This window comes from Paracoccus albicereus, assembly GCF_024359525.1.
In the GTDB taxonomy this organism is placed as follows: Bacteria; Pseudomonadota; Alphaproteobacteria; order Rhodobacterales; family Rhodobacteraceae; genus Paracoccus; species Paracoccus albicereus.
On record NZ_JAKZEU010000004.1, the window covers coordinates 352,847 to 374,988 of the forward strand.

Genomic DNA, 22,142 nt, shown 5'->3' on the forward strand with positions numbered 1-22,142 from the left:
GCCGCAAAGCGCACGCGGAGAATGTGGTTTGGGCTTAGCTAAGCCCCTACATCGTCGCGGCACTGGGCGGGGATTTCCACGGCGGCGCGATGGTCGGTGCGCCGAAGTAGTAGCCCTGCATGCAATCGACGCCCATTTCGATCAGGAACGCCGCATCGTCGGCCGTTTCCACCTGTTCGGCCACGGTGAACATGTCGAAATGGTGCGCGATCGATTGCAGCGCGCGTGTCAGAACCTGATTGTCCGGGTGCGACGCGATGTTGCGAATGAACTGGCCATCGATCTTGATCATGTCGAAGCAGAAATCGCGCAGATAGCGGAACGAGGTGTAGCCCGCGCCGAAATCGTCGAGCGCAAAGCTGACACCGTGACGCTGAACTTCCAGCATGAATTGCTGAACCGTATCGGGCATCTCGATGGCCGAGCTTTCGGTGATCTCCAGGATCAGCCGTTCGGCGACATGGGGATCGGACGCGATCCCGTTGCGAAGCGTCTGAATCCAGTCGGGATAACCGATCGAGCGGGCCGACATGTTGATCGACAGCCTGAGCGACGGATCTTCCGACAGCGTCCGCAACCCCAGCGTCAGCGACATCACATCGATCTGCCGCCCCAGTTCGGTCGTTTCGGCCGCTGGCATGAAATCCTTCAGCGGGACCATCCTGCCGGTTTCGTCGATGATGCGGATCAGGCCTTCGTAGAAGGCGGGGCGCCGGGTCTGGCCGGACTGGATCACCGGCTGGAAGGCCAGACAGCCATTGCCGCGTTCCACGGCCAGCCGCACGGCCGGCATGGTCACGCGGCTCTGATGGTCGATGGCGTAATCGAGGGGCGAGCCTGATGGGCTGGATTGTCCGGCGGTCACGAGACCCTCCTTCACGGATGTCGTCTTCAGATTTCTTGCAGTCTGGGCATTATTCCCTAACTTCCGATGAACGAGGAACGGTTTCGAAACATTGGGTTAATGCGACATGAACGAACGATGCCCGTGGTGCGGGACCGATCCGCTCTACGTCGCGTATCACGACAATGAATGGGGCGTTCCCGAACGCGACCCGCGTGCGTTGTGGGAAAAGCTTGTGCTCGACGGATTTCAGGCCGGCCTGTCATGGATCACGATCCTGCGCAAACGCGACGCGTTTCGCGCGGAATTTGACGGTTTCGATCCCGAACGCGTCGCCCGATGGGACGAAAAACGGAGAGAGAAAGCCTTGGCGAATCCGGGGATCATCCGTCACCGCGGCAAGATCGAGGCGACGATCCGAGGCGCGCGCCTGTTTCTTGAGATCGAGGAAGGCGAAGGATTCTCGCCCTACATCTGGTCCTTCACCGGCGGCGACGCGATCCAGAACCGACCGGAAACGCCCGCCGACGTACCGACCGCGACGGACGCTTCGACGGCGATGTCAAAGTCGCTGAAGAAGCGCGGCTTCAATTTCTGCGGACCGGTCATCACCTACGCGTTCATGCAGGCCTGTGGTCTGGTCAATGACCACTTGACCAGTTGCCCGCGGCATCAGCCTGTCCGGGCGATGTCAGTCGGCGGCTGAGGCGTCTTTCAGCTGCTCGATCAGGTGCAGCGCGGGCTCGGACATCCAGTCCGCCTCTCCCGGCAGGCGCGCGACTTCGCGCCCTTCGGCATCGATCAGCAGCGTCACCGGCAGCCCGACGATCCCCAGCGAGCGCGCAAGCTGCATTCGCGGATCGGTCAGCGTCGGAAGCGATCCTATCCCCTCTTCCTCGAAGAACGTGCGGATGGCGTTGGGTGAATTCGGGCCTGCGGCGATGGTCAGAACCTCGAAATCCTCGCCGCCCATTTCGGCCTGAAGCGCGTCGAGCGACGGCATCTCTTCGCGGCAGGGCGCACACCACGTCGCCCAGAAGTTCACCAGCAGAGGCTTGCCTGCGTAATCCGCCAGTCGATGCTCGCCGCCATCAAGATCGCCGAAGGGCTCATCGGGGATGTCGCCCGGAAAACTGTCCACCAGCTTCGTCATGCCGGCATCATGCGCCGCCTGCACGACGACAGGATTGCCGTCCTCTGCAAGCGCTGGCGCAGCAATTGCACCGCAAAAGAGCGCCGTATAAAGCAGGTTCAAACGCATGAGACCTCCGAAGGATTGCCGATGACCGACCAGCCCAAGACCGCCAACGCGATGTGGGGCGGGCGCTTTGCCGCCGGGCCGGACGCGATCATGGAGGCGATCAACGCCTCGATCGGGTTCGACCAGCGACTCTACGCCCAGGATATCCGGGGCAGCCGGGCCCATGCCACGATGCTCGCAGCGCAGGGCATCATCAGCGATAGCGATGCGACGGCTATCCGGGAAGGGCTTCTCACGGTCTTGTCAGAGATAGAGGGCGGAAATTTCCCGTTCTTGCCGGCACTTGAGGACATTCACATGAATGTCGAGGCGCGGCTGAAGGACCTCATCGGAGAGCCTGCCGGCCGGCTTCACACCGGGCGTTCGCGCAACGATCAGGTCGCGACCGACTTCCGGCTTTGGGTGCGCGACCAGTGCGACGCGGCGATCGGCGGGCTTCAGGCGCTGATCCAAGCGGCGCTGACCCAGGCCGAAGCCGGCGCCGATTGGGTAATGCCGGGTTTCACCCACCTGCAGACCGCGCAGCCGGTGACCTGGGGCCATCACATGATGGCCTATGTCGAGATGTTCGGCCGCGATCTTTCGCGCTTTCAGGACGCCCGCAAGCGCATGAACGAATCGCCACTGGGCGCCGCTGCGCTCGCCGGAACGGGCTATCCGCTGGATCGCGAGGCGACCGCCAAGGCGCTGGAGTTCGACCGGCCGATGGCCAACTCGCTCGATGCGGTCAGCGATCGCGACTTCGCGCTGGAATTCCTGTCCGCTGCCTCGATCTGCGCTGTTCACCTGTCGCGGTTGTCCGAAGAGCTGGTTATCTGGTCCTCGGCCCAGTTCCGCTTCGTGTCGATGTCGGACAAATGGTCGACCGGGTCCAGCATCATGCCGCAAAAGCGCAACCCCGACGCCGCCGAACTGATCCGGGCCAAGATCGGCCGCATCCTTGGTGCGACGGTCGCGCTGTTCACGGTGATGAAAGGTCTTCCCTTGGCCTATTCCAAGGACATGCAGGAGGACAAAGAGCAGGTCTTCGATGCAGCCGACCACCTGATGCTGGCGCTGGCGGCGATGGCGGGGATGCTGGGCGACCTGACTGCAAACCGTGGCAACATGGAGGCGGCCGCCTCGGCCGGGTTCTCGACCGCGACCGACCTCGCCGACTGGCTGGTGCGCGAGGCGGGGCTGCCGTTCCGCGACGCGCATCACGCGACCGGTTCGCTGGTCGCGCTGGCAGAGAAGAAGGGCTGCGATCTGGACGATCTGTCGCTGACAGAGATGCAATCCGTTAACCCCGCGATAAACCAGTCGGTGTATTCGGTGCTGGGCGTCCACAATTCGGTCGCCTCGCGCACCAGCTATGGCGGCACGGCCCCCGACCAGGTGCGCGCCCAGATCGCACGCTGGAAGGAGATCCTCGGATGAAGACCCTGCTGCCGCTTTCTCTGCTTGCCCTGACCGCCTGCGGCGTGGACGGGCCGCCCGAACGTCCCGCGACGCCCGTCTACGGCCTGTCGGGACCGACGGTGCTTTCGACCGAGCCGGTGGGGCCGCTTTACGGCAACTCGCCGACCTACACCGACGAGAACGGCGTGATGCGCACGCAGGCGAAGAGCACCTCTGTCAGCAGCGGGGACGCGACGCCCGTGCCCGCCGATCTGTAGATGGACCATTTCAATTACCGCGATGGAAGGCTTCATGCCGAGGACGTGCCGCTGGCGCGCATCGCGACCGAGGTCGGTACGCCGGTCTATATCTATTCCGCCGCGACGCTGACTCGCCATTTCGGCCTGTTCCGTCAGGCACTGGCCTGGACCGATCACCTCGTCTGCTTCGCGGTGAAGGCCAATTCCAACCTCGCCGTGCTGAAGCTGCTGGGCGATCTGGGCGCAGGGATGGATGTGGTCTCGGGCGGCGAATATGCGCGCGCCAAGGCGGCGGGTGTGCCGGGCGAGCGGATCGTCTTTTCCGGGGTCGGCAAGACCCCGGCCGAGATGCGGCAAGCGCTGGAAGGCGGCATCCGCCAGTTCAACGTCGAGAGCGAGCCAGAGCTGGCGGTGTTGTCGGAGATCGCTGCGGGCATGGGCCTCGAGGCCCCGATCGCCATCCGCGTGAACCCGGACGTGGACGCCAAGACGCACGAGAAGATCGCGACCGGCAAGTCCGAGAACAAGTTCGGCATCCCCATCGCCCGGGCGCGCGAAGTCTATGCACAGGCGGCAGCCCTGCCCGGCATCCGTGTCGTCGGCGTGGACATGCATATCGGCAGCCAGCTGACCGATCTCGACCCCTTCCGTCAGGCCTATACCAAGATGGCCGGGTTGGTCTGCACGCTTCGCACAGAAGGACACACGATCACGCGGCTGGATATGGGCGGCGGGCTGGGCATCCCCTATCGCCGCGACAACAGCGCGCCACCGCTGCCCATCGAGTACGGTGAGGTCATTCGCGAGACGGTCGGCGATCTGGGCTGCGAGATAGAGATCGAGCCGGGCCGGAACATCGTCGGCAATGCGGGCCTGCTGGTCTCGCAGGTGATCTACGTCAAGGAAGGCGAAGGCCGGGATTTCCTGATCCTCGATTCGGCAATGAACGACCTGCTCCGCCCGGCGATGTACGGCGCGCATCACGACATCGTCCCGCTGGCCGAACCCTCGGTAGGCGCCGAATTCCGACCCTACGACGTCGTCGGCCCCGTCTGCGAGACCGGCGACACGTTCCAGAAAGGCGCCTCGTTGCCCGCACTGGCCGCGGGTGACCTGATCGCCTTCCGGTCCGCCGGGGCCTACGGCGCGGTGATGGCTTCGGAATACAACACGCGCCCACTTGTCCCCGAGGTACTGGTGTCGGGCGATCAATTCGCCGTCATACGCGCCAGACCGACCATTGATGAAATCCTGAGCCGCGATACCATGCCCGCATGGCTTTGAGGCGGTTCCGCAGCGCGCGACCCCGGCCGGGGCGCGCTGACGCGTCGCCGGAGCCTGATATCCATGGCTCGCAGGCCGCGCATCGCGCCGTCCGTCTGACCCGCTGGGGCATGGTCTGGGAACAGGCCGCGCGCGCCTTCTGGCCGCTGGTCACGCTGACCTCGCTGATATTCGCGCTGCTGTCGCTTGGCGGTGTCGAGGCTGCGCCGCCGGTGGTGCTTCCGTGGCTTGCAGGGTTGGCCGTCCTTGCCCTGATCGCCGCAAGTGTCTGGGGTGGGCTTCGCTACGCCCGCGTCAGCGAGGACGCGGCAGAGGCACGGGTCGATGCGACCCTGCCGGGCCGACCGCTGACCGCGCTGTCGGACCACGCCGCCATCGGTGGCGAAGGCGCGCTGTGGCAGGCACATCTGGCGCAGATGCGGGCCCAGGCAGACGGCGCCCGCGCCGTTCGCCCCGATGCCGAACTGACCCGTCGCGATCCCTATGCCCTGCGCCTGGCCGGCATGGTCGCGCTTGCGATGGCGCTGATCTTCGGTGGCGCGGGCCAGTTGGGTCAGGGAATGGAGGCGATTGCCGCGACGTTTCGTCCGGCCCCGGAGCGCGGCGAGGATGTCGCGACCGGACCCAGCTGGGAGGGATGGGCGCAGCCGCCCGCCTATACGGGCCGTCCGACCGTCTACCTCAACGCGCTGGCCGAGGGTCAGGACCTGGAACTGCCCAAAGGCAGCGAAGTGACGTTCAGGCTTTATGGCGAAGGTATCGGCGTCACCCAGGACATCGGAACGTCTGTCGACGAGGATCCGCTGGCCCCTGCCTTCACTGCCGAAATGACCGGCACGATCGAGGTCGCGGGCCGCAGCTTTCCCATCACCGTCCTGCCCGACAACGCGCCCACAGTTGCTGCGGGGAATGCGCCAGAGCGCCGCGCGGATGGGCGGCTGGTGCAGGATTTTACCGCCCAGGACGATCATGGCGTCGTGTCGGGCGAGGCGGCCATCGATCTCGATCTCGCTTCCGTCACACGTGAATTCGGTCTGGCAGTCGATCCCGAGCCACGCGAGGCGCTGGTTCTGGACCTGCCGATGCCGCGCGGGCAGCGCAAGGACATTGCGGGCCAGCTGGTCGAGGATCTGTCGCGCCACCCGTTCGCCAACCTGCCGGTCACGGTCAGCCTTCGGGTTCAGGACGGCATCGAGCAGCAGGGCGAAGCCGCGCCGATGCAGACGATCCTCCCCGGCCGACGCTTCTTCAATCCCGTCGCATCGGCGCTGGTAGAGATCCGGCGGGATCTGCTGTGGTCGCGCGACAATGCGCGGCGCAGCGCCGAGATCCTGCGTGCGCTGACCTGGCAGCCCGAAGGCTTCATCGATCCCGTCCTGTACCAGGAACTGCGCGGCGGCGTGACGTTGCTGGAAAGCGGGCCGCTGGCCGAAGAACCGCGCGACGATCTGGCGGAGGCGCTGTGGCAAGCGGCGCTGAAGCTGGAGGATGGCGGACTGGCCGACGCCCTGGCCCGGATGCGCGAGGCGCAGGAAAAGCTGTCCGAAGCGATCCGCAACGGCGCCAGCGAGGACGAGATCCAGCGCCTGATGGACGAGCTGCGCGAGGCGACGGACGCCTATACGCAGATGCTGGCCGAACAGGGTGAACAGCAAGACCCGGCCGACCGCTTCGCCCAGAACCCGCCGCAGGGCCAGTCAATCACCGGCGACCAGATTCAGCAGATGATGGACGAAATCCAGCGCCTGATGAACGAGGGGCGGATGGCCGAGGCCCAGCAATTGCTGGAGCAGTTCAACCGCATGATGGAAAATCTGGAGGTCCGGCAGGGCCAGCCCGGAGAGGGTGACGGCCAGGGATCGCCGATGAACCGCTCGATGAACGAGTTGGCCGACACGCTGCGCGAGCAGCAGGAATTGTCGGACGAGGCGTTCGGCGAGATGCAGCGCCAGTTCCGCGAGGGCGGCCAGGGGGGCGAGCAGCAGCGGGGCGAGATGGGGGATCGCCAGCAGGAGTTGCGTCAGCAGCTGGGCCAGCAGCGCGGTCTGATGCCGGGACAGGGCTCGGAACAGGGCGACGCGGCGCGCCGGCAGTTGGACGAGGCGGGTCGCGCGATGGAAGATGCCGAGCAGGCGCTGCGCGAGGGCGACATGGCCGGCGCGATGGAGCGGCAGGCCGACGCGATCGAGTCGATGCGCGAGGGCATGCGCGCGATGGGCGAGATGATGGGCGAGGGCGAGCAGCAGGCCCAGGACGGCCAGCAACAGGGTCAGCAAGGTCAGCAGGGACAGCCCGGCCAGCAGGGTCAGGCACAGGGCCAGGGCCAGCAATCGCAGGGCCGCGCGATGCTGGACCCGCTGGGCCGCGAGCTGTCCGGCAACGGCAACCGCATCACCACCGGCGACCCGCTGGCCGAGGGCGTGGACCCAGCTGCGCGGGCGCGCGATCTGCTGGACGAGATCCGCCGGCGCAGCGGCGAGCGAAGCCGGCCCGAGGACGAGCGCGACTATCTGGGCCGCTTGCTCGACCGCTTCTAGGCGGCCATTTCCTTAACCAATCTGAACGGCAACACCAGCGTGCGGTGGGGCGCAACAGCGCAACACTCTGTGCCCTATTTCGGCCAGCATTTGCTGGGTCTGACGCGTCACAATCCGTACACCCCGCGTACACAGGCTGTACACAACCTGTACACAGGCTGCGGACGTGCGGTTCGGAGATCGTTAAGGTTTCCGGCCGCGGCGGAACGTCGATGGCACAGGTGCTTGTGCAACGACGACAAGGACTTGGGTGATGGAAACGTTGCCGCGGTGTTGCGCAGCGGCGGAAGGCGAAAGGGCGACACGCGACCTTGGCGCCGCGCCGGCTCGGCGCAGGCATCGCCGAAAAATTGCCGGATCTGGGGGAGAGACGAGGCGGATTGACCGCTTGATGTCGCGATGGAATATGACGCGAAGGATCATCAGGGAAGCTGCGCGATGGGCTGGCCGGAACTTCTGACCTTCGTGGTCGCAACGACGTTCCTGGTGACCTCGCCGGGGCCGAACGGGGTGCTGATCGCGCGGACGGTGCCGGTTTCCGGGCGCGCGGCGGGGTTCGCCACGATCGCCGGGTTCTTCACCGCCTTCTACATTCATGGCACGCTGTCGATCCTGGGGATCTCGGTCATCCTGATGCAGTCGGCGACGGCCTTCACCATCCTCAAGCTCGCCGGCGCCGCCTATCTGATCTGGGTCGGGCTGAAATCGCTGACCGCGGCGTTCCGGGGCGAGCGCGCGCCCAAGATCGCCGCAGCACGCCGTCCGCGTTCGCTGCGCCGGGCCTATCTGGAAGGGTTGCTGACGAACGGCCTGAACCCCAAGGTCTCGATGTTCTATCTGGCGGTGTTTCCGCAATTCATCCCGCAGGGCGCGCATCCCGTCGCGGTGGCGTTCGAACTGGTCTTCGTGCATTCCATGATCAACGTCATCTGGTTCAGCGCCATGGTGCTTCTGCTGTCACGCTTGGGCGCGGTCACGCGCGGCGAGCGCGTCCAGCGCTGGCTGAAGGGCGTGACCGGTATCGTCTTCATCGGTTTCGGCGCGAAGCTGGCCAGCTATCGGCCGGGCTGAGCGGACACCCAGGACAGCACCGCGTCCAGCGCCGGACACAGGGATTGGCCCCACGGTGTCAGACCGTATTCGACCCGCGGCGGCACCTCGGGGTGGACCTTGCGCCAGACGATCCCGTCGGCTTCCATCTGCCGCAATTGCTGCATCAGCATCTTTTGCGAGATCTGGGGAATGGCGCGTTCCAGTTCGGAAAAGCGCAGAACCCGACCGCCGAACAGGTGGAACAGGATCGCCAGCTTCCAGCGCCCGCCGATCAGGCGCAGCGCGCCCTCGACCCCTTCCGTCGCGGTTTCGCGGGTGAAGTCGTGCGGCGCGGGGTCTGTCGCATCCATGGCTTACCTTGGGGTTCGTTGCTGACCAAAACGTGCGTTCTTGCGCTGGCCACAGCCTGATCGCAGTCAGGGCGCATCGCAATCGAAATGGAGCCAGACCATGACCGACACCGTTCCCCTGCCCGTCGCCCGTTATCTTGCGGCGAAGACGCCGGAAGAGATCGCAGATTGCTTTGCCGAAGACGGCGTGGCGATGGACGAGCGGCAGACCCATAAAGGTCGCGAGGCCATTCTTGAATGGCGCCGTCAGGTCGCGTCAGTCCCCTATCGGCAGGAGATCCTGTCCGCGCAGCACGAGGACGATCGCGCGACCGTCACTTGCCGCATCTCGGGATCGTTTCCCGGCAGCCCGGTCGCGCTCGACTACACGTTCGAACTGAAAGGCGACCTGATCGCACGGCTGGAGATCCGCTGAGGCGTCCGGTTAGAACGGCGCCTCGATTCCCATCGCGCGCGCATCGGCGCGCAACTCGTCGGCGGTATCCTGTGGCAGGCGGATGCCTTCGTCGCGCAGGCGGGCGTCGGACCGCGCCTCGATCTCGCCAGGGTAGAAGATCTCGTCCACGCCGGGACGGCGCGGGGTCGATTTCAGGTCGGCGATCATACGGTCCATGTCGGCCTGAAATTCCGGCAGTGGACGCGTGGCGGCGATGTCGATGGCAATCGCCAGATGACCGACACCGCTGACCCCTTCGGGCACGTAGGGACCGATGATGGCCCGGCCGAAACCGCTGCCGCTGAGCACGCCCGACAGCACGTCCATCAGGGTCGAGATCGCATAGCCCTTGTGCCCCGCCATCGGCAGGATCGTCCCCGCGATGCCCGCCGCCGGGTCGGTCGTGGCGGCACCGTCCGCGCCCATCGCCCATGTCTCGGGGATCGCCTCGCCGCGCTGGCGGGCAAGATACAGCTTGCCGCGCGCGACGGCGGTGTTGGCGACGTCGAGCATCATCGGCGGATGCGATCCGGCGGGCGCGGACCAGGACCACGGATTGTTGCCGACACGCTTTTCCGCCCCACCCCAAGGCGCCATCGCGGGGCTGGCATTGGTGGACAGGAACCCCACGCAGCCCGCCTGCGCGGCCATCCGGGTGAAATACATCGCGGTGCCGAAATGGCCGGAATTGTGGACGGACACGGCGCCGATCCCGTGCTGCTTCGCCCGTGTGATCGCCTCTTCCATCGCGGCTTTCGCAACCACCTGGCCCGGACCGCCACCGCCATCCATCGTGGCAAGCGCGCCGAGGCCACCGTCGATCCGTGGAATGGCATTGCCATCCATCGCGCCGCTTTTCAGCCGCGCCGCATACCAGAAGATCCGCATCACGCCGTGCGACTGGTGGCCCCACAGGTCCGCCTGAACCAGCGTGTCGGCGATCAGGTCCGCCGCCTCATCACGGACGCCCATGGCGCGGTAGCAATCGGCGGCAAAGTGGCGCAGGGCGGCATGGTCGATGGGGGCTGTCTCGGCCATCAGCGCGCCTCGGCCAGGATCGGCGCGGTCTCACCGGTCTCGACCAGGGTCCTTGTCGCGGCGGTCGAGGCGTAGGTCCAGAAGATGCGCAGCGGCTGGTCGGACGTGTTGATGAAGCGGTGCGGGACGTTCGCGGCGAGCCAAGTGACATCGCCGGCCTTGGCATCGTGGCGGGTGCCGTCGATCTCGACCACGGCGCTGCCGTGGACGATCAGCACGCTTTCCTCGCAATCGTGGAGGTGCAGCGGAATCGAGGCGCCGGCGGGGATGTCGGTGAAGCCGTTGAGAAACGCCCCCGACCCGGCATCGGGCGTGACCATCTGCACCGTCGAGGCACCACCGCCACGGCTGATCCGAGGGCGCTGCGCTTCGGTCAGGATGGCGTGGGTGGCGGTCATGCGGGCTCTCCGTCGGGGTCGATCAGGGTCAGGGTCGCGACGCGCTTGTCAGCGATCATCGTGGCGGTCGCTTCGGTGAAGTCGCGGTAATGCGGACGGGTCTTGTGGTCGGCAAAAGCCGCCGCATCGTCGTAGAGTTCGTACAGGAAGATCCGGTCGGGATCGGCCGGGTCCTCGCACACGTCGAAGCGGCGGCAGCCGGGTTCGAGCGCCATCGACTGGCGCGCGTTGTCCAGCATCAGCGACAGGAAGCCGGTGCGCGCGCCGGGATGCAGCGTGAAGGTGACGGTGACGACGTGCATCAGTCGCGCGGCGCGCCGCCGCCGAAGGGTCCGGCCCCGCGCGGATCGGGCGGCGCTTCCTGCATCTGCAGGTGAAGCGCATCTTCGTCGTAGGGATGGGCCGCGACCACGCCCATGTCGATCTCGATCCCCAGGCCCGGCGTGTCCGGCACCTCGATGAAGCCGTCGCGCCAGGGCAGCGCCTCGCCGATCAATTGGCGATGGAAGGTGCCGCCCTGCTGGATCGTCTCGATCATCAGGAGGTTCGGGATGGACGCGCCCAGATGCACGCTCGCCGCCCATTCGACCGGGCCGCAATAAAGATGCGGGGCGATCTGGACGCCGAAGGATTCGGCCATCGCGGCGATCTTGCGGGTTTCCCAGATGCCGCCCGCGCGCCCGATCGCGGGTTGCAGGATACCCGCCGCGCCTGCGCGCAGGACGGCGAGGAATTCGGCGCGCGTCGTCAGCCGCTCGCCCGTGGCGACGGGGATGGTGGTGGCACGCGCGACCTGCGCCAAAGCGGGGATGTCGTCGGGCGGCACCGGTTCCTCGAACCACAGCGGGTCGAAGCGCTCGATCGCGCGGCCCAGCCGGATCGCGCCCGAGGGGGTGAACTGGCCGTGGGTGCCGAAGAGGATGTCGGCGCGGGTGCCGACCGCCTGACGGATCGCGTCGCAGAAGGTCACGCATTGCTCGATGTCGGCCAAGGCTGGTTGATGCCCGCCGCGAATCGTGTAGGGGCCGGCGGGATCGACCTTGATCGCGGTGAAGCCCTGGTCGGCCATGTCGCCCGCGACGCGCGCGTTCGCCGCGGCGTCACCCCAGAAGGCGGGCGTCCTGTCGCCCGGGCCGGGGTAGAGATAGGAATAGCTGCGCAGCCGGTCGTTGACCTTGCCGCCCAGAAGCGCGTGGACCGGGCGGCCACGCGCCTTGCCGAGGATGTCCCAGCAGGCGATCTCAAGCCCGGAGAACGCGCCCATCACTGTCAGGTCGGGCCGCTGGGTGAAGCCCGAGGAATAGGCGCGGCGGAACATCAGTTCGATGTGTTCGGGGTTTTCGCCCCTCATATGGCGGGCGAAGACGTCGTCGATCACCGCGCGCATCGCCTTCGGGCCGACCGAAGCGGCATAGACCTCTCCCCAGCCGTGAAGGCCGGTGTCGGTGCTCACGCGGACGAGGATGAAGTAGCGCCCGCCCCAGCCCGGGGGCGGGGTACCGACGGTGAAGATCTCGACATGGTCAAGGCGCATGGCGGCAACCTGCGCGATGCGCGGAAGGTTGTCGAGCGCTCAGACGGGCATGTTGTCGAAGAGATCGACCTCGGTCGTTTCGGTTCGCTGAAGGGAACGACGCGACGAGGCATCCTCGAGCGACAGGATCGCCCGCAGGCGGGCGGCGACGCGACGCCGATGATCCGCGCTGGCGGACGCGTAATGGCGTTCCAGTTCGGACAGCCTGTGGTCGAGATCGGCGGTTTCCATGGCAGCCTCCCAGGTCGTGATCGGCCGGGGTCCTCGTCCCCGCACTCAGGCTGGGCGAAATCACTCCGGCCATGGGCATCGCCTGCCTCCTCGTAGAATCAGTGCGATGCCTACGACTATGGTAGCAGATCACCGATGTCGGACGAATGACATTCTTGCACGATATGTCTGCGATCAGTGGCGCTTGCGGCGGCGCTTGGCAGCGCGCTTGACCTCGGCCAGGCGGGCCTGCGTCGGCTTTTTCTTCATTGGGCGGCCCCGGGCCTTCCGGGGGCCCTGGGGCAACGCCGCGCCGTCAAGCTCGATCAGCTCCAGCAGCAGCCCACCGGTGACCGGTACGGCTTCGGTCAGGCGCACGGTGACGCGCTGGCCGATGCCGATGACGAGACCGGTGTCAGAGCCCATCAGGGTCTGCGCGTCCGGGTCGAAGTGGAAGTATTCGCGCCCGATCTCCCGAATCGGCAGCAGGCCGTCGGCGCCGGTTTCGTCCAACTTCACGAAGGCGCCGAAGCGCTGAATGCCGCTGATCCGGCCAGTCATCTCGGTGCCGACCCGGTCGGCGAGGTAGGCGGCAAGGTAGCGGTCGGTGGTGTCGCGCTCGGCCGCCATCGAGCGGCGCTCGGTCTCGCTGATATGGATCGCGGTTTCCGACAGGCGCTCGATGTCGCCCTCGGCAAGCCCGTCCTTGCCCCAGCCGTGCGCACTGATCAGTGCGCGATGCACGACCAGATCGGAATAGCGCCGGATGGGCGAGGTGAAATGCGCGTAGCTTTGCAGCGCGAGGCCGAAATGGCCGTAATTCTCGGGGTGATAGTAGGCCTGCGTCATCGATCGCAGGGTCGAGATGTTGATCAGTTCGTCGAAATCGCTGCCCTCGGCCTGCGCCAGCAGGCGGTTGAGGTGGCTGGTGTGCAGGACCTGTCCCTTGGCCAGCGTGAAGCCAGAGGCCTGCGCGACCTCGCGCAGCGCCTCCATCTTGGCGACGCTGGGTTCCTCGTGGACGCGGAACAGCAGCGGGCGCTGACGCCTGGTCAGTTCCTCGGCGGCGGCGACATTGGCCAGCACCATGAATTCCTCGATCAGCCGGTGGGCGTCGAAGCGTTCGCGGAAGTTCACCGATTTGACGCGACCATCGGCGGTCAGTTCGATCCGACGCTCGGGCAGGTCCAGGTCCAGCGGCTGGCGCGCGGCGCGGGCCTGTTTCAGCAGGCTGTAAGCATGCCAGAGCGGCTTGATCGCAGACTCCACCAGCGGTTCGGTCTGATCGTCGGGATCGCCGTCGGCGGCGGCCTGCGCCTGTTCGTAGGCCAGGCTCGCCGGGCTGCGCATCATGCCGCGATGAAAGCTGTGGCTGATCTTGATGCCTTGCGCGTCCAGCCGCATCCGCACCGCGATGACCGGGCGGTCGACGCCTTCGTGCAGTGAACACAGATCGCCCGACAGCGCATCGGGCAGCATCGGCACGACGCGGTCGGGAAAATAGGTGGAATTGCCGCGTTTCCATGCCTCGCGGTCCAGCCGCGAGCCGGGGCGGACATAGAAGGCCACGTCGGCGATGGCGACCCAGAGCGTGGCGCCGCCGTCGGGTTCGATGATCGCGGCGACCGCGTCGTCGTGGTCGCGCGCATCGGCGGGGTCGATGGTGACCAGCGGCAGGTCGCGCAGGTCGTCGCGGCCCTTCATCGTCGCGGGTTTCGCGGCCTCGGCCTCGGCAATCACGACTTCGGGGAATTCGTCGGGGATGCCGTGCTGGTGGATGGCGATCAGGCTGACCGCGCGCGGGGCAGACGGATCGCCCAGCCGTTCGGTCACGCGCGCCTGCGGCAGGCCCATGCGGCCCTTGGGGCCGATCTGTTCCGCCTCGACCAGTTCGCCCGGCTGGGCGCCGTGGGTTGCATCGGCGCGGACGCGCCATTCGCGATCCTGGCCCTTGTCGATGGGGACGATCCGCCCGCCCTCTGTCTCCTTGCGGAAGATGCCGACGATCTTTTGTGGCGCGGCGGCGATTCGGCGGATCAAGCGGGCCTGGTACTGGTGATCCTCGCCCGGCGTTTCAGCCAGCCGCGCAAGGATGCGGTCGCCCGGCGCCAGCGCAGGTTCCTCGGCCCGCGGGACGAAGAGGATGCGCGGCTCGGGCCCCTCGCCCGTCCATTCCAGCGGATGCGCCCAGAGATCACCGTCCGCGTCGGGCGAGCCGAGCCGCAGCACGCTGACCGGCGGCAGCGTCTCGGCATCGCGGTAATGCTTGCGGCGGCGTTCCAGCATCCCCTCGGCCTCGAGGTCCTTCAGCACCCGCTTCAGCTCGATCCGCTCGGCGCCCTTGATGCCGAAGGCCTTGGCGATGTCACGCTTGGAGTTCGCCTCGGGGTGGTCGGCCACCCAGTCGAGGATCTGCTGCTTGGAGGGGATCTGTGCCATGCGGAGCGGTTTAGCATGGGGGAGAGGGAGGGTGCAGGGGGGAAAGTGGGGGGATTAGGACGCCGCCGGCCATCAGCGAGTTCAGTAGTTGTTAAAGGTCGGCTTCGAGCCCATAGCTGTCGTTTACCCATGTAAGCTATCGCTACGTCAAACATGTCTGGTATCCTGTGACGTAAGCCATACATGGCCATAAGAAACATCGCGAGGGCCGGTTGGAGTGACGTTTCTTTTTTTCTCTCTCACGGCTTTAGCAATAGCATATATATTAGAGTGGCGCTTCTCTGGAAGAAGATGGGGCCTATTTTCTGTTTTGTTTTGGGTTTTTTCTATTCAGATGCTTGTCTTGCTCAGCATAGAATTCGCTCTGCGGCAGGGGTGGGAACCAGCTACACCCAGTTGGATTAATGCGTTTGGGCTAGCAGTTGGTGGGGCCGCGTACTTATCCATTGGATTGACTGCCATTTTTGCTATTTTTGCTGGAATATTTTTTCTCTTAGTCCAGGGGATAAAGCTGCTAAGACACCGTAGGTGAAACCTTTTCATCGGCACAGCCCGTCTGCTTGGACGACCGCTTCGTCCGCAAAGCAGAACGCCGCACAGATATAGATCAGCGGTCTATACCCCGCGCACCATATCCCGGTGCGGGATCCCCGCGTCGTCGTATTCCTCGCCCACGACCGTGAACCCCAACTTCGCGTAGAACCCGATCGCATGGGTCTGCGAGCCGAGCTTGGCCTGCGTCACGCCCGACTGACCGCGCAGCACGTCCAGCGCGGCGCGGATCAGCGCCACGCCGACGCCGGTCCCGCGCGCCTCTTGCAACACGCAGACGCGGCCGATCTTGCCGGTCTCGCCCAGCAGCAGGATGCGGGCGGTGCCGACGGGGCGCTCGCCGTCCCAGGCCAGCAGGTGCAGCGCCTCGCCGTCGCGGCCGTCCCATTCTTCGGCCTCGGGGACGTTCTGCTCCTCAATGAAGACCGTGCGGCGCAGGGCGCGGCAGGTGTCCAGATCGCGGGTCTGTTCGATCCTCACGCGAAGAAGCCTTCCAGAATGCGGCGGTAGACGCGCTGCAGGTCGCGGACCTGGGCTTCGGGGACGCGCTCGTTCACCTCGTGCATGTGCTTGCCGACAAGGCCGAACTCGACCACCGGGCAATGGTCCTTGACGAAGCGCGCGTCGGAGGTGCCGCCGGTGGTGGACAGGACCGGGTCGATGCCCGTTTCCGCGCGGACGACGCCGCGCACAAGATCGACCCAGGGACCCGGCGCGGTCAGGAAGCTTTCGCCCGAGACATGGGTGTCGAACGTGATCGCGACGCCGGTTTCCTCGCTGACCGCCTTCGCGCGCGCGGTCAGATCGCGCGTCAGGCTGTCCGAGGAATGGCTGTCGTTGAAGCGGATGTTGACGGTGGCCGTGACCTTTTCGGGGATCACGTTGCTGGCCGGATTGCCGCAATCAACGGTGACGATCTGCAACCCGGTCGGGTCGAAATGCTCGGTCCCCTGATCCAGCGGTTCGGCGATCAGGTCCGAGAGGAAGCGGGTCAGCGCGTGGACAGGGTTCTTCGCGCGGTGCGGATAGGCGGAATGGCCCTGCACGCCCTTCGCGGTGATGTGGAAGTTCATGCTGCCGCGGCGGCCGATCTTGATCATCTCGCCGAAGGTCTCGGGGTTCGAGGGCTCGCCCACGATGCAGACGTCCATGCGCTCGCCGTTCGCCTCCATCCAGTCGAGAATGGCGATGGTGCCGTCGCGGCCGGGGCCTTCCTCGTCGCCGGTCACGGTTACGATGACGGCGCCGTCGGGCGGGGTTTCGCGTGTGAAGTCGATGGCGGCGGCGACAAAGGCCGCAACGCCGGATTTCATGTCCGTCGCGCCCCTTCCCCAGATCACGCCGTCCTCGACATGACCAGAAAACGGCGGGTGCGTCCAGGATGCCGGATCGCCGGGCGGGACGACGTCTGTATGGCCGTTGAAGCCGATGGCACGGGTGTTCGCGCCTTTCGCGCCCCAGCGGGCAAACAGGTTCGGCGTCCCGTTCCTGTCGCAGCGATGCACCTCGAAACCCGCGTCGTTCAGCATGTCACCCAGCAGGACGAGCGCGCCGCCTTCTTCGGGCGTGACCGAGGGGCAGCGGATCAGGCGGGCGGTCAGGTCGGCGGCGTCGGTCATGTCAGAATCCTATCTCGAAGGCGCGGCGGATCAGGTTCAGGCCGGTCAGGACCAGCAGCGCCAGCGTCCAGCGCCGAAACTGCCCCACATCCATCCGGTCCTGCAAGGCAAAGCCCAGATAGAGGCCGATCAGCCCCGGAATGCACAGCATCGCCGACAGCGGAATCGTCTGCGGATTCAGCACGCCCGAGAACAGATGCGCCACGGTCAGCATCACCGCGCCGACCAGGAACACGACGCCCTGCACGCGGATCTGGTCGCGCTTTTCGGTGCCGGTCGCCAGCAGCAGCACGATGAGCGGCGGTCCCCAGATGCCCGAGATGCCGCCGTAGAGCCCGCCGATGACGCCCGTCGCGATCTGGGCGCGGCGGCGATGGCGGACGGGAAGGTTGATCGGCCGACCCGACAATTGCCACAGTGCGAAGGCGACGATGGGGATGCCCAACAGCGCGTACATCAGCCCCTGCGGGATATCGCGGACGAAGGCGGCTGAAATCGCGATGAAGACCAGCACCATCGCGATGTGCCAGCGGAAGGCCATGGTCGAGCGCCAGGCTTCGGCCCGGCCCTGCCGGAACGCCTGCAGGATGTTGGTCAGAAGCGTGGGCAGGATCAGCGCAGCCAGCGCGGTCGTGGGCGGCAGGAACGAGCCGAAGGACGACAGCATGATCATCGGCATCGCAAAGCCGATGGCGCCCTTCACGAAGCCCGCGAAGACCGTGACCGCAATCGCGGCCACGACCTGCCACATCTCAAGCCCGAACATGGGCCGATCCTGTCATTCGCGTCGCCACGATCACTCCATCATCGCGTCGGTGACGAAGCGCAGCGCCTCGGGCAGGCCCGAGCTGAAATAGGCCCAGTCGTGACCCCCCTCGCGGATCATGAACCGGTGGTCGCTGGTGCGGGTGCGTTCGGTTTCGCCTTCGGTCAGCAGCATCTTGTGCAGGACCACGCTGCCATCGAAGAAGATGTCGTTGGCCCCGGTGTCGATCATCAGCTTCGTTTCAGGCATGGTACCGCCCTGTTGCGCGGTCTCCATCTGCCGGAACACGCTGTCGGCGTAGTAGCGGTCGCTGAGCCGTGCCTCGCCCTCAAGCCCCACACCCCAGGTCTGGCCGTAGCGGCGGTCCCAGCCGGGCTGGTCCATGGCGAGGATCTGTTCATCCGTGCGGATCGCGGGCGCGATCGCCGCAACGGCCTGCAGGAAATCGGGATGGCGGAAGGCGTATATCAAGCCGCCATACCCGCCCATCGAGATGCCCACGGCCGCGCGAAACTGCTGTTCGGCCAGCACGTTGTAACGCTCTTCCACCTGCGGGACGAAATCCTCGAAGAACATCGTCTCCCACCGTTCGCTGCCATCGGAATCGTCAAGGTAGTAGGTGTTGAATTCCGGCCGGTTGGTACGCCGCGGATCGGGGCTGATGACCACGATCGGAGGGATCTCGCCATCTGCGATCATCCGGTCCAGCGTCTCGGCCGCGCCACCAGCAAGAAACCAGTCGCGATGCGTCTGGCCCGCGCCGCCCGGCAGCAGGTAGACGATGGGATAATTCCGCTCTCCCTGATCGTAGCCGGCTGGCAGATAGACGGAATATTGCGGCTCCCAGCTGACGGTTTCCGTCTCGACCGTCTGGTCGAACAGTACGGTGCCACGGTCCGCGGACTGCGCGGCGGCGGCACCGATCGTGGTGAAGGTGGCGACAAGCGCGCCTGCAGCGCCCAGCAGAAACGGTTTCATGATGCGGTATCCTCCCTGATCTGTCGCGTCGCGGCTGTGCCGAAAGCGAAGCCCGTCTGGCGCGCAGCGGGCTGCGAGGCTCATGTCTGGCAAGGGGCGTCAGACGAGATACGGACGGGCTTTCATCGGCAGCAATGCAGCAGGTGCTGCGATGCGACGCGGATCTCGTTATAGGTAACGTAGCGGAAGGCACAAGCCGGATCGGTCGCGACATATTCGGTCGACAGAACGCTGATCTGCGCATTATCATTGCGCTGCGGCTGCGAAGTGTCTAGTCATGCCGCATTGCCGCATCGCTTGCGAAGGGTTGGATCGATGAAGGACATGCCGCTGCAGACCGAGCCGGTGCTGGCCGAGTTGGACGACCTGCTGGACCGCGCCAAGGCATCGCTGCGAGAGCGGGTCGCACCCGACGCCAAGGTCGATCCCACCCTGCTGGACCGGCACCAGCACGCGGCGCATGCCCTGTCCTGGTTGGCGACCTACGTCGAGGCGCTGCGCCAGCTTGCGGCGTGGTCGGCGCGGGTGGATGGACCGGTCGAGACGCTGATCCTGAAGATCGGCTTCGGCGAATATCTGAGCCAGATCGCCGGCGGCATCCCGATGAGCCAGAATGAATTCGCAAGGCTGAGCGATCTGGGCATCGACTGGCAACCCAGCGATGCCGCCCGGGCGATGATGGCCGGCAACAGCCCCGAAGCGCGCGCCGACCTGGCCGCGCAACTGGCCGACCGGCGCGGTGCGGCGACCTTCGGGGCGGCGGGCCTCGACGAGGATCTGGAGATGATCCGCGACCAGTTCCGCCGCTGGACCGAGGACAAGGTCGTGCCCCACGCCCATGACTGGCACCTGAAGGACCAGCTGATCCCGTTGGAGATCATCGAGGAGTTGGCCGAGCTGGGCGTCTTCGGGCTGACCATTCCCGAGAATCTGGGTGGGTTGGGCATGTCGAAAGCCGCGATGGTCGTCGTCTCGGAAGAGCTGTCGCGCGGCTATATCGGCGTGGGCAGCCTTGGGACGCGCAGCGAGATCGCGGCCGAGCTGATCCTGGGCGGCGGCACGGATGAACAGAAGGAGCACTGGCTGCCGCGCCTGGCCAGCGGAGAGATCCTGCCCACCGCGGTCTTTACCGAGCCGAACACCGGGTCGGATCTGGGCAGCCTGCGCACGCGGGCGGTGCGGGATGGCGAGGATTGGCGGATCACCGGCAACAAGACCTGGATCACCCATGCCGCGCGCACCCATATCATGACGCTGCTGGCCCGCACCGAGCCTGACACGGACGATTATCGCGGCCTGTCGATGTTCATCGCCGAGAAGACGCCCGGCACTGACGACGACCCGTTCCCGACCGAGGGCATGACCGGCGGCGAGATCGAGGTTCTGGGCTACCGCGGCATGAAGGAATACGAGCTGGGCTTCGACGGCTTCCCCGTCAGCGGGAAGAATCTGCTGGGCGGCGTCACCGGACAGGGCTTCAAGCAGCTGATGCAGACCTTCGAAAGCGCACGCATCCAGACTGCCGCCCGCGCCATCGGTGTGGCGCAGAACGCGTTGGAACTGGGCCTGCAATACGCGCTGGACCGCAAGCAATTCGGCCGCGCGCTGATCCATTTTCCGCGCGTCGCTGACAAGCTCGCGATGATGGCTGTCGAAATCATGATCGCGCGACAGCTGACTTATTTCGCGGCGTGGGAAAAAGATCACGGTCATCGCTGCGATCTGGAAGCGGGGATGGCCAAGCTGCTGGGCGCGCGGGTCGCGTGGGCGGCAGCGGATAACGCCTTGCAAATCCACGGCGGAAACGGTTTCGCGCTGGAATATCAGATCAGCCGCGTGCTGTGCGACGCACGGATTCTGAACATCTTCGAGGGGGCCGCCGAAATCCAGGCGCAGGTGATCGCAAGGCGTTTGCTGGGCTGATTGTTGCCGGGAACGAACGGGCTGGATAAAGTGTTGCGTCACAAGAATATTCTTGAAGGAGCTGCCCCTCATGATCCGTTCCGCCGCCCTTGCCCTGTCTTCGCTTGCGCTGGTTGCCGCCTGTCAACCGATGACGCCCGCCGGCCCCGCCCAGACGACGGGCAGCGTCAACGGCATTCCGCTGGGACCGTACTACCTTGTCAGCCTCGGCGCCGAAGCCGTGCCGCAACGCGACGCGACGCTGGTGCTGACGTCGGCTGGCTTCTCGGGACGCGGCCCCTGCAACACGTTCAGCGGCAACGTTCAGGGTGAATACCCGAGCTTCCGCGTTGCCGAGATGACCTGGACCGATCTCGCCTGCCCGGGCAGCGACTTCGAAAGCCGCTACTTCCAGGCGCTGACGCAGGCAACGGATGTGGTGTGGGAGGGCGGCGTCCTGCAGATCCGCGGCGCGACCTACATGCAGCTGGAACCGGGCATCCCCGGCGGTCCGCTGTCGCGTCTGGGCCGGTAACTCACGGATGGGCGCGGTAGGACCGCGCCCTTTCCCCTGCCGTCAGCCGCGGCCAACCAGTGGCATCGCGCTGGCCATGATAGTCATCTGCAGCACGTTCGTGCCGGCCGGAAGGTCCGCCATGCGCAGCACCGCTTCCGCTGCCTCTGCCACGGGCATCATCGGTTCTGCCCGGACCGAGCCGTCGGCCTGAGGCACGCCCTTCCCGATCTGATCCGCCAGCTCCGTCTGCGCGTTGCCGATGTCGATCTGGCCTGCGGCGATGTTGAAGGCGCGTCCGTCAAGCGCGATCTGCTTTGTCAGTCCCGACAGCGCATGTTTCGGCACCGTATAACCCGCCGCCCGTGGACGCGGCGCCTGCGCGCTGACCGATCCGTTCAGGATGATCCGTCCGCCCTGTGGGTCCTGTGCCCGCATTCGTGCGAAGGCCGCACGGCAGGCGAAGAACATTCCGTCCAGGTTCACCGCTACCGCCTGTCGCCAGTCGTCGTCCGCGATCTCATCGATCAGGCCGGATTTCGGAAACACGCCGGCATTGGCGAACAGCACGTCGATGCGCCCCAGTTCGGTCACGACCTGGTCGAAGGCAGTCTCGACCGCGCGGGGATCGGTCACGTCGCAGGCGATCGCCAGGGCACCATCGGGCGCTTTTTCACGGCGCGAGAGGCCGGCGACCTGCCAGCCCGCCGCCAACGCACGTTCGGCCACGGCGCGGCCGATCCCGGCAGATGCACCGGTGATGACCATCACCGGCATCAGAACGCCT

Annotated in this window: 23 protein-coding genes; 9 read left to right on the forward strand and 14 right to left on the reverse strand. The window is 66.0% G+C overall.

Features of this window, described 5'->3' with window-relative positions; translation table 11 throughout:
- Positions 1 to 46: 46 nt before the first annotated feature.
- Positions 47 to 880: an EAL domain-containing protein gene (locus tag MLD63_RS12770; protein ID WP_255330286.1), complete on the reverse strand. Its 834-nt coding sequence runs from the start codon at positions 878 to 880 to the stop codon at positions 47 to 49.
- Between the two features lie 91 nt (positions 881 to 971).
- On the opposite strand from MLD63_RS12770, the gene MLD63_RS12775 reads away from it, so the two are divergent.
- The gene (locus MLD63_RS12775) at positions 972 to 1,550 is read left to right on the forward strand and encodes a DNA-3-methyladenine glycosylase I (RefSeq protein ID WP_255330287.1); all 579 of its coding nucleotides are present in this window, start codon (positions 972 to 974) and stop codon (positions 1,548 to 1,550) included.
- Here the strand turns inward: MLD63_RS12775 and MLD63_RS12780 are convergent.
- Positions 1,536 to 2,105 carry a TlpA disulfide reductase family protein gene (locus tag MLD63_RS12780; RefSeq protein WP_255330288.1) on the reverse strand — a complete coding sequence of 190 codons (570 nt, stop codon included), beginning with the start codon at positions 2,103 to 2,105 and terminating at the stop codon, positions 1,536 to 1,538. The two genes, MLD63_RS12775 and MLD63_RS12780, sit on opposite strands and share 15 nt — an antisense overlap.
- 21 nt (positions 2,106 to 2,126) lie before the next feature.
- Here MLD63_RS12780 and argH point away from each other — a divergent pair, with 21 nt between their 5' ends.
- From argH to MLD63_RS12805, 5 genes are all read left to right on the forward strand, one after another.
- The gene (argH, locus tag MLD63_RS12785) at positions 2,127 to 3,524 is read left to right on the forward strand and encodes an argininosuccinate lyase (RefSeq protein WP_255330289.1); all 1,398 of its coding nucleotides are present in this window, start codon (positions 2,127 to 2,129) and stop codon (positions 3,522 to 3,524) included.
- The gene (locus MLD63_RS12790) at positions 3,521 to 3,763 is read left to right on the forward strand and encodes a hypothetical protein (protein WP_255330290.1); all 243 of its coding nucleotides are present in this window, start codon (positions 3,521 to 3,523) and stop codon (positions 3,761 to 3,763) included. The genes argH and MLD63_RS12790 overlap by 4 nt, the downstream gene beginning before the upstream one ends.
- A complete protein-coding gene (gene lysA, locus MLD63_RS12795) occupies positions 3,764 to 5,029 on the forward strand; it encodes a diaminopimelate decarboxylase (RefSeq protein ID WP_255330291.1) in 1,266 nt (421 codons plus the stop codon).
- Entirely contained in the window at positions 5,020 to 7,566 is a 2,547-nt protein-coding gene (locus MLD63_RS12800; protein WP_255330292.1) for a DUF4175 domain-containing protein, read from the forward strand. Before lysA ends, MLD63_RS12800 begins: the two co-directional genes overlap by 10 nt.
- Positions 7,567 to 7,965: 399 nt before the next feature.
- The gene (locus MLD63_RS12805; RefSeq protein ID WP_255330293.1) at positions 7,966 to 8,637 is read left to right on the forward strand and encodes a LysE family translocator; all 672 of its coding nucleotides are present in this window, start codon (positions 7,966 to 7,968) and stop codon (positions 8,635 to 8,637) included.
- Here the strand turns inward: MLD63_RS12805 and MLD63_RS12810 are convergent.
- Complete coding sequence (locus MLD63_RS12810) at positions 8,622 to 8,969, reverse strand: winged helix-turn-helix transcriptional regulator (RefSeq protein ID WP_255330294.1); 348 nt, start codon at positions 8,967 to 8,969, stop codon at positions 8,622 to 8,624. The genes MLD63_RS12805 and MLD63_RS12810 overlap by 16 nt on opposite strands.
- A 100-nt stretch (positions 8,970 to 9,069) precedes the next feature.
- Between MLD63_RS12810 and MLD63_RS12815 the strand changes: the two genes are divergently transcribed.
- The gene (locus tag MLD63_RS12815; RefSeq protein WP_255330295.1) at positions 9,070 to 9,384 is read left to right on the forward strand and encodes a nuclear transport factor 2 family protein; all 315 of its coding nucleotides are present in this window, start codon (positions 9,070 to 9,072) and stop codon (positions 9,382 to 9,384) included.
- Positions 9,385 to 9,393: 9 nt separating this feature from the next.
- Here MLD63_RS12815 and MLD63_RS12820 read toward each other — a convergent pair whose 3' ends face one another.
- The 10 genes from MLD63_RS12820 to MLD63_RS12865 form a co-directional block, all read right to left on the reverse strand.
- Positions 9,394 to 10,443 (reverse strand): Ldh family oxidoreductase, encoded by a 1,050-nt coding sequence (locus MLD63_RS12820; protein WP_255330296.1) that lies wholly within the window; start codon positions 10,441 to 10,443, stop codon positions 9,394 to 9,396.
- Positions 10,443 to 10,841: a cupin domain-containing protein gene (locus MLD63_RS12825; protein ID WP_255330297.1), complete on the reverse strand. Its 399-nt coding sequence runs from the start codon at positions 10,839 to 10,841 to the stop codon at positions 10,443 to 10,445. The genes MLD63_RS12820 and MLD63_RS12825 overlap by 1 nt, the downstream gene beginning before the upstream one ends.
- Positions 10,838 to 11,143, reverse strand: a complete 306-nt coding sequence (locus MLD63_RS12830; RefSeq protein WP_255330298.1) for a putative quinol monooxygenase — start codon at positions 11,141 to 11,143, stop codon at positions 10,838 to 10,840. Before MLD63_RS12830 ends, MLD63_RS12825 begins: the two co-directional genes overlap by 4 nt.
- Positions 11,143 to 12,375 carry a mandelate racemase/muconate lactonizing enzyme family protein gene (locus MLD63_RS12835; RefSeq protein ID WP_255330299.1) on the reverse strand — a complete coding sequence of 411 codons (1,233 nt, stop codon included), beginning with the start codon at positions 12,373 to 12,375 and terminating at the stop codon, positions 11,143 to 11,145. Before MLD63_RS12835 ends, MLD63_RS12830 begins: the two co-directional genes overlap by 1 nt.
- Before the next feature lie 39 nt (positions 12,376 to 12,414).
- Complete coding sequence (locus MLD63_RS12840; protein ID WP_255330300.1) at positions 12,415 to 12,606, reverse strand: hypothetical protein; 192 nt, start codon at positions 12,604 to 12,606, stop codon at positions 12,415 to 12,417.
- A gap of 174 nt (positions 12,607 to 12,780) precedes the next feature.
- Positions 12,781 to 15,024, reverse strand: coding sequence for a ribonuclease R (rnr, locus tag MLD63_RS12845; protein WP_255330301.1), 2,244 nt, complete (start codon positions 15,022 to 15,024; stop codon positions 12,781 to 12,783).
- A 615-nt stretch (positions 15,025 to 15,639) separates the two neighbouring features.
- Positions 15,640 to 16,056 (reverse strand): GNAT family N-acetyltransferase, encoded by a 417-nt coding sequence (locus tag MLD63_RS12850; RefSeq protein ID WP_255330302.1) that lies wholly within the window; start codon positions 16,054 to 16,056, stop codon positions 15,640 to 15,642.
- Positions 16,053 to 17,195, reverse strand: coding sequence for a succinyl-diaminopimelate desuccinylase (gene dapE / locus MLD63_RS12855; RefSeq protein ID WP_255330303.1), 1,143 nt, complete (start codon positions 17,193 to 17,195; stop codon positions 16,053 to 16,055). Before dapE ends, MLD63_RS12850 begins: the two co-directional genes overlap by 4 nt.
- Before the next feature lies 1 nt (position 17,196).
- Positions 17,197 to 17,961 (reverse strand): sulfite exporter TauE/SafE family protein, encoded by a 765-nt coding sequence (locus MLD63_RS12860; RefSeq protein WP_255330304.1) that lies wholly within the window; start codon positions 17,959 to 17,961, stop codon positions 17,197 to 17,199.
- Positions 17,962 to 17,991: 30 nt separating this feature from the next.
- Positions 17,992 to 18,939 (reverse strand): alpha/beta hydrolase, encoded by a 948-nt coding sequence (locus MLD63_RS12865; protein ID WP_255330305.1) that lies wholly within the window; start codon positions 18,937 to 18,939, stop codon positions 17,992 to 17,994.
- 315 nt (positions 18,940 to 19,254) lie between these two features.
- Between MLD63_RS12865 and MLD63_RS12870 the strand changes: the two genes are divergently transcribed.
- Together MLD63_RS12870 and MLD63_RS12875 are read left to right on the forward strand one after the other, a co-directional pair.
- Positions 19,255 to 20,862, forward strand: coding sequence for an acyl-CoA dehydrogenase family protein (locus tag MLD63_RS12870; RefSeq protein ID WP_439957664.1), 1,608 nt, complete (start codon positions 19,255 to 19,257; stop codon positions 20,860 to 20,862).
- A 70-nt stretch (positions 20,863 to 20,932) separates the two neighbouring features.
- Positions 20,933 to 21,376, forward strand: coding sequence for an META domain-containing protein (locus tag MLD63_RS12875; RefSeq protein ID WP_255330306.1), 444 nt, complete (start codon positions 20,933 to 20,935; stop codon positions 21,374 to 21,376).
- A 42-nt stretch (positions 21,377 to 21,418) separates the two neighbouring features.
- On the opposite strand, the gene MLD63_RS12880 is transcribed toward MLD63_RS12875, so the two are convergent.
- Complete coding sequence (locus MLD63_RS12880) at positions 21,419 to 22,132, reverse strand: SDR family oxidoreductase (protein WP_255330307.1); 714 nt, start codon at positions 22,130 to 22,132, stop codon at positions 21,419 to 21,421.
- Between the last annotated feature and the right edge of the window lie 10 nt (positions 22,133 to 22,142).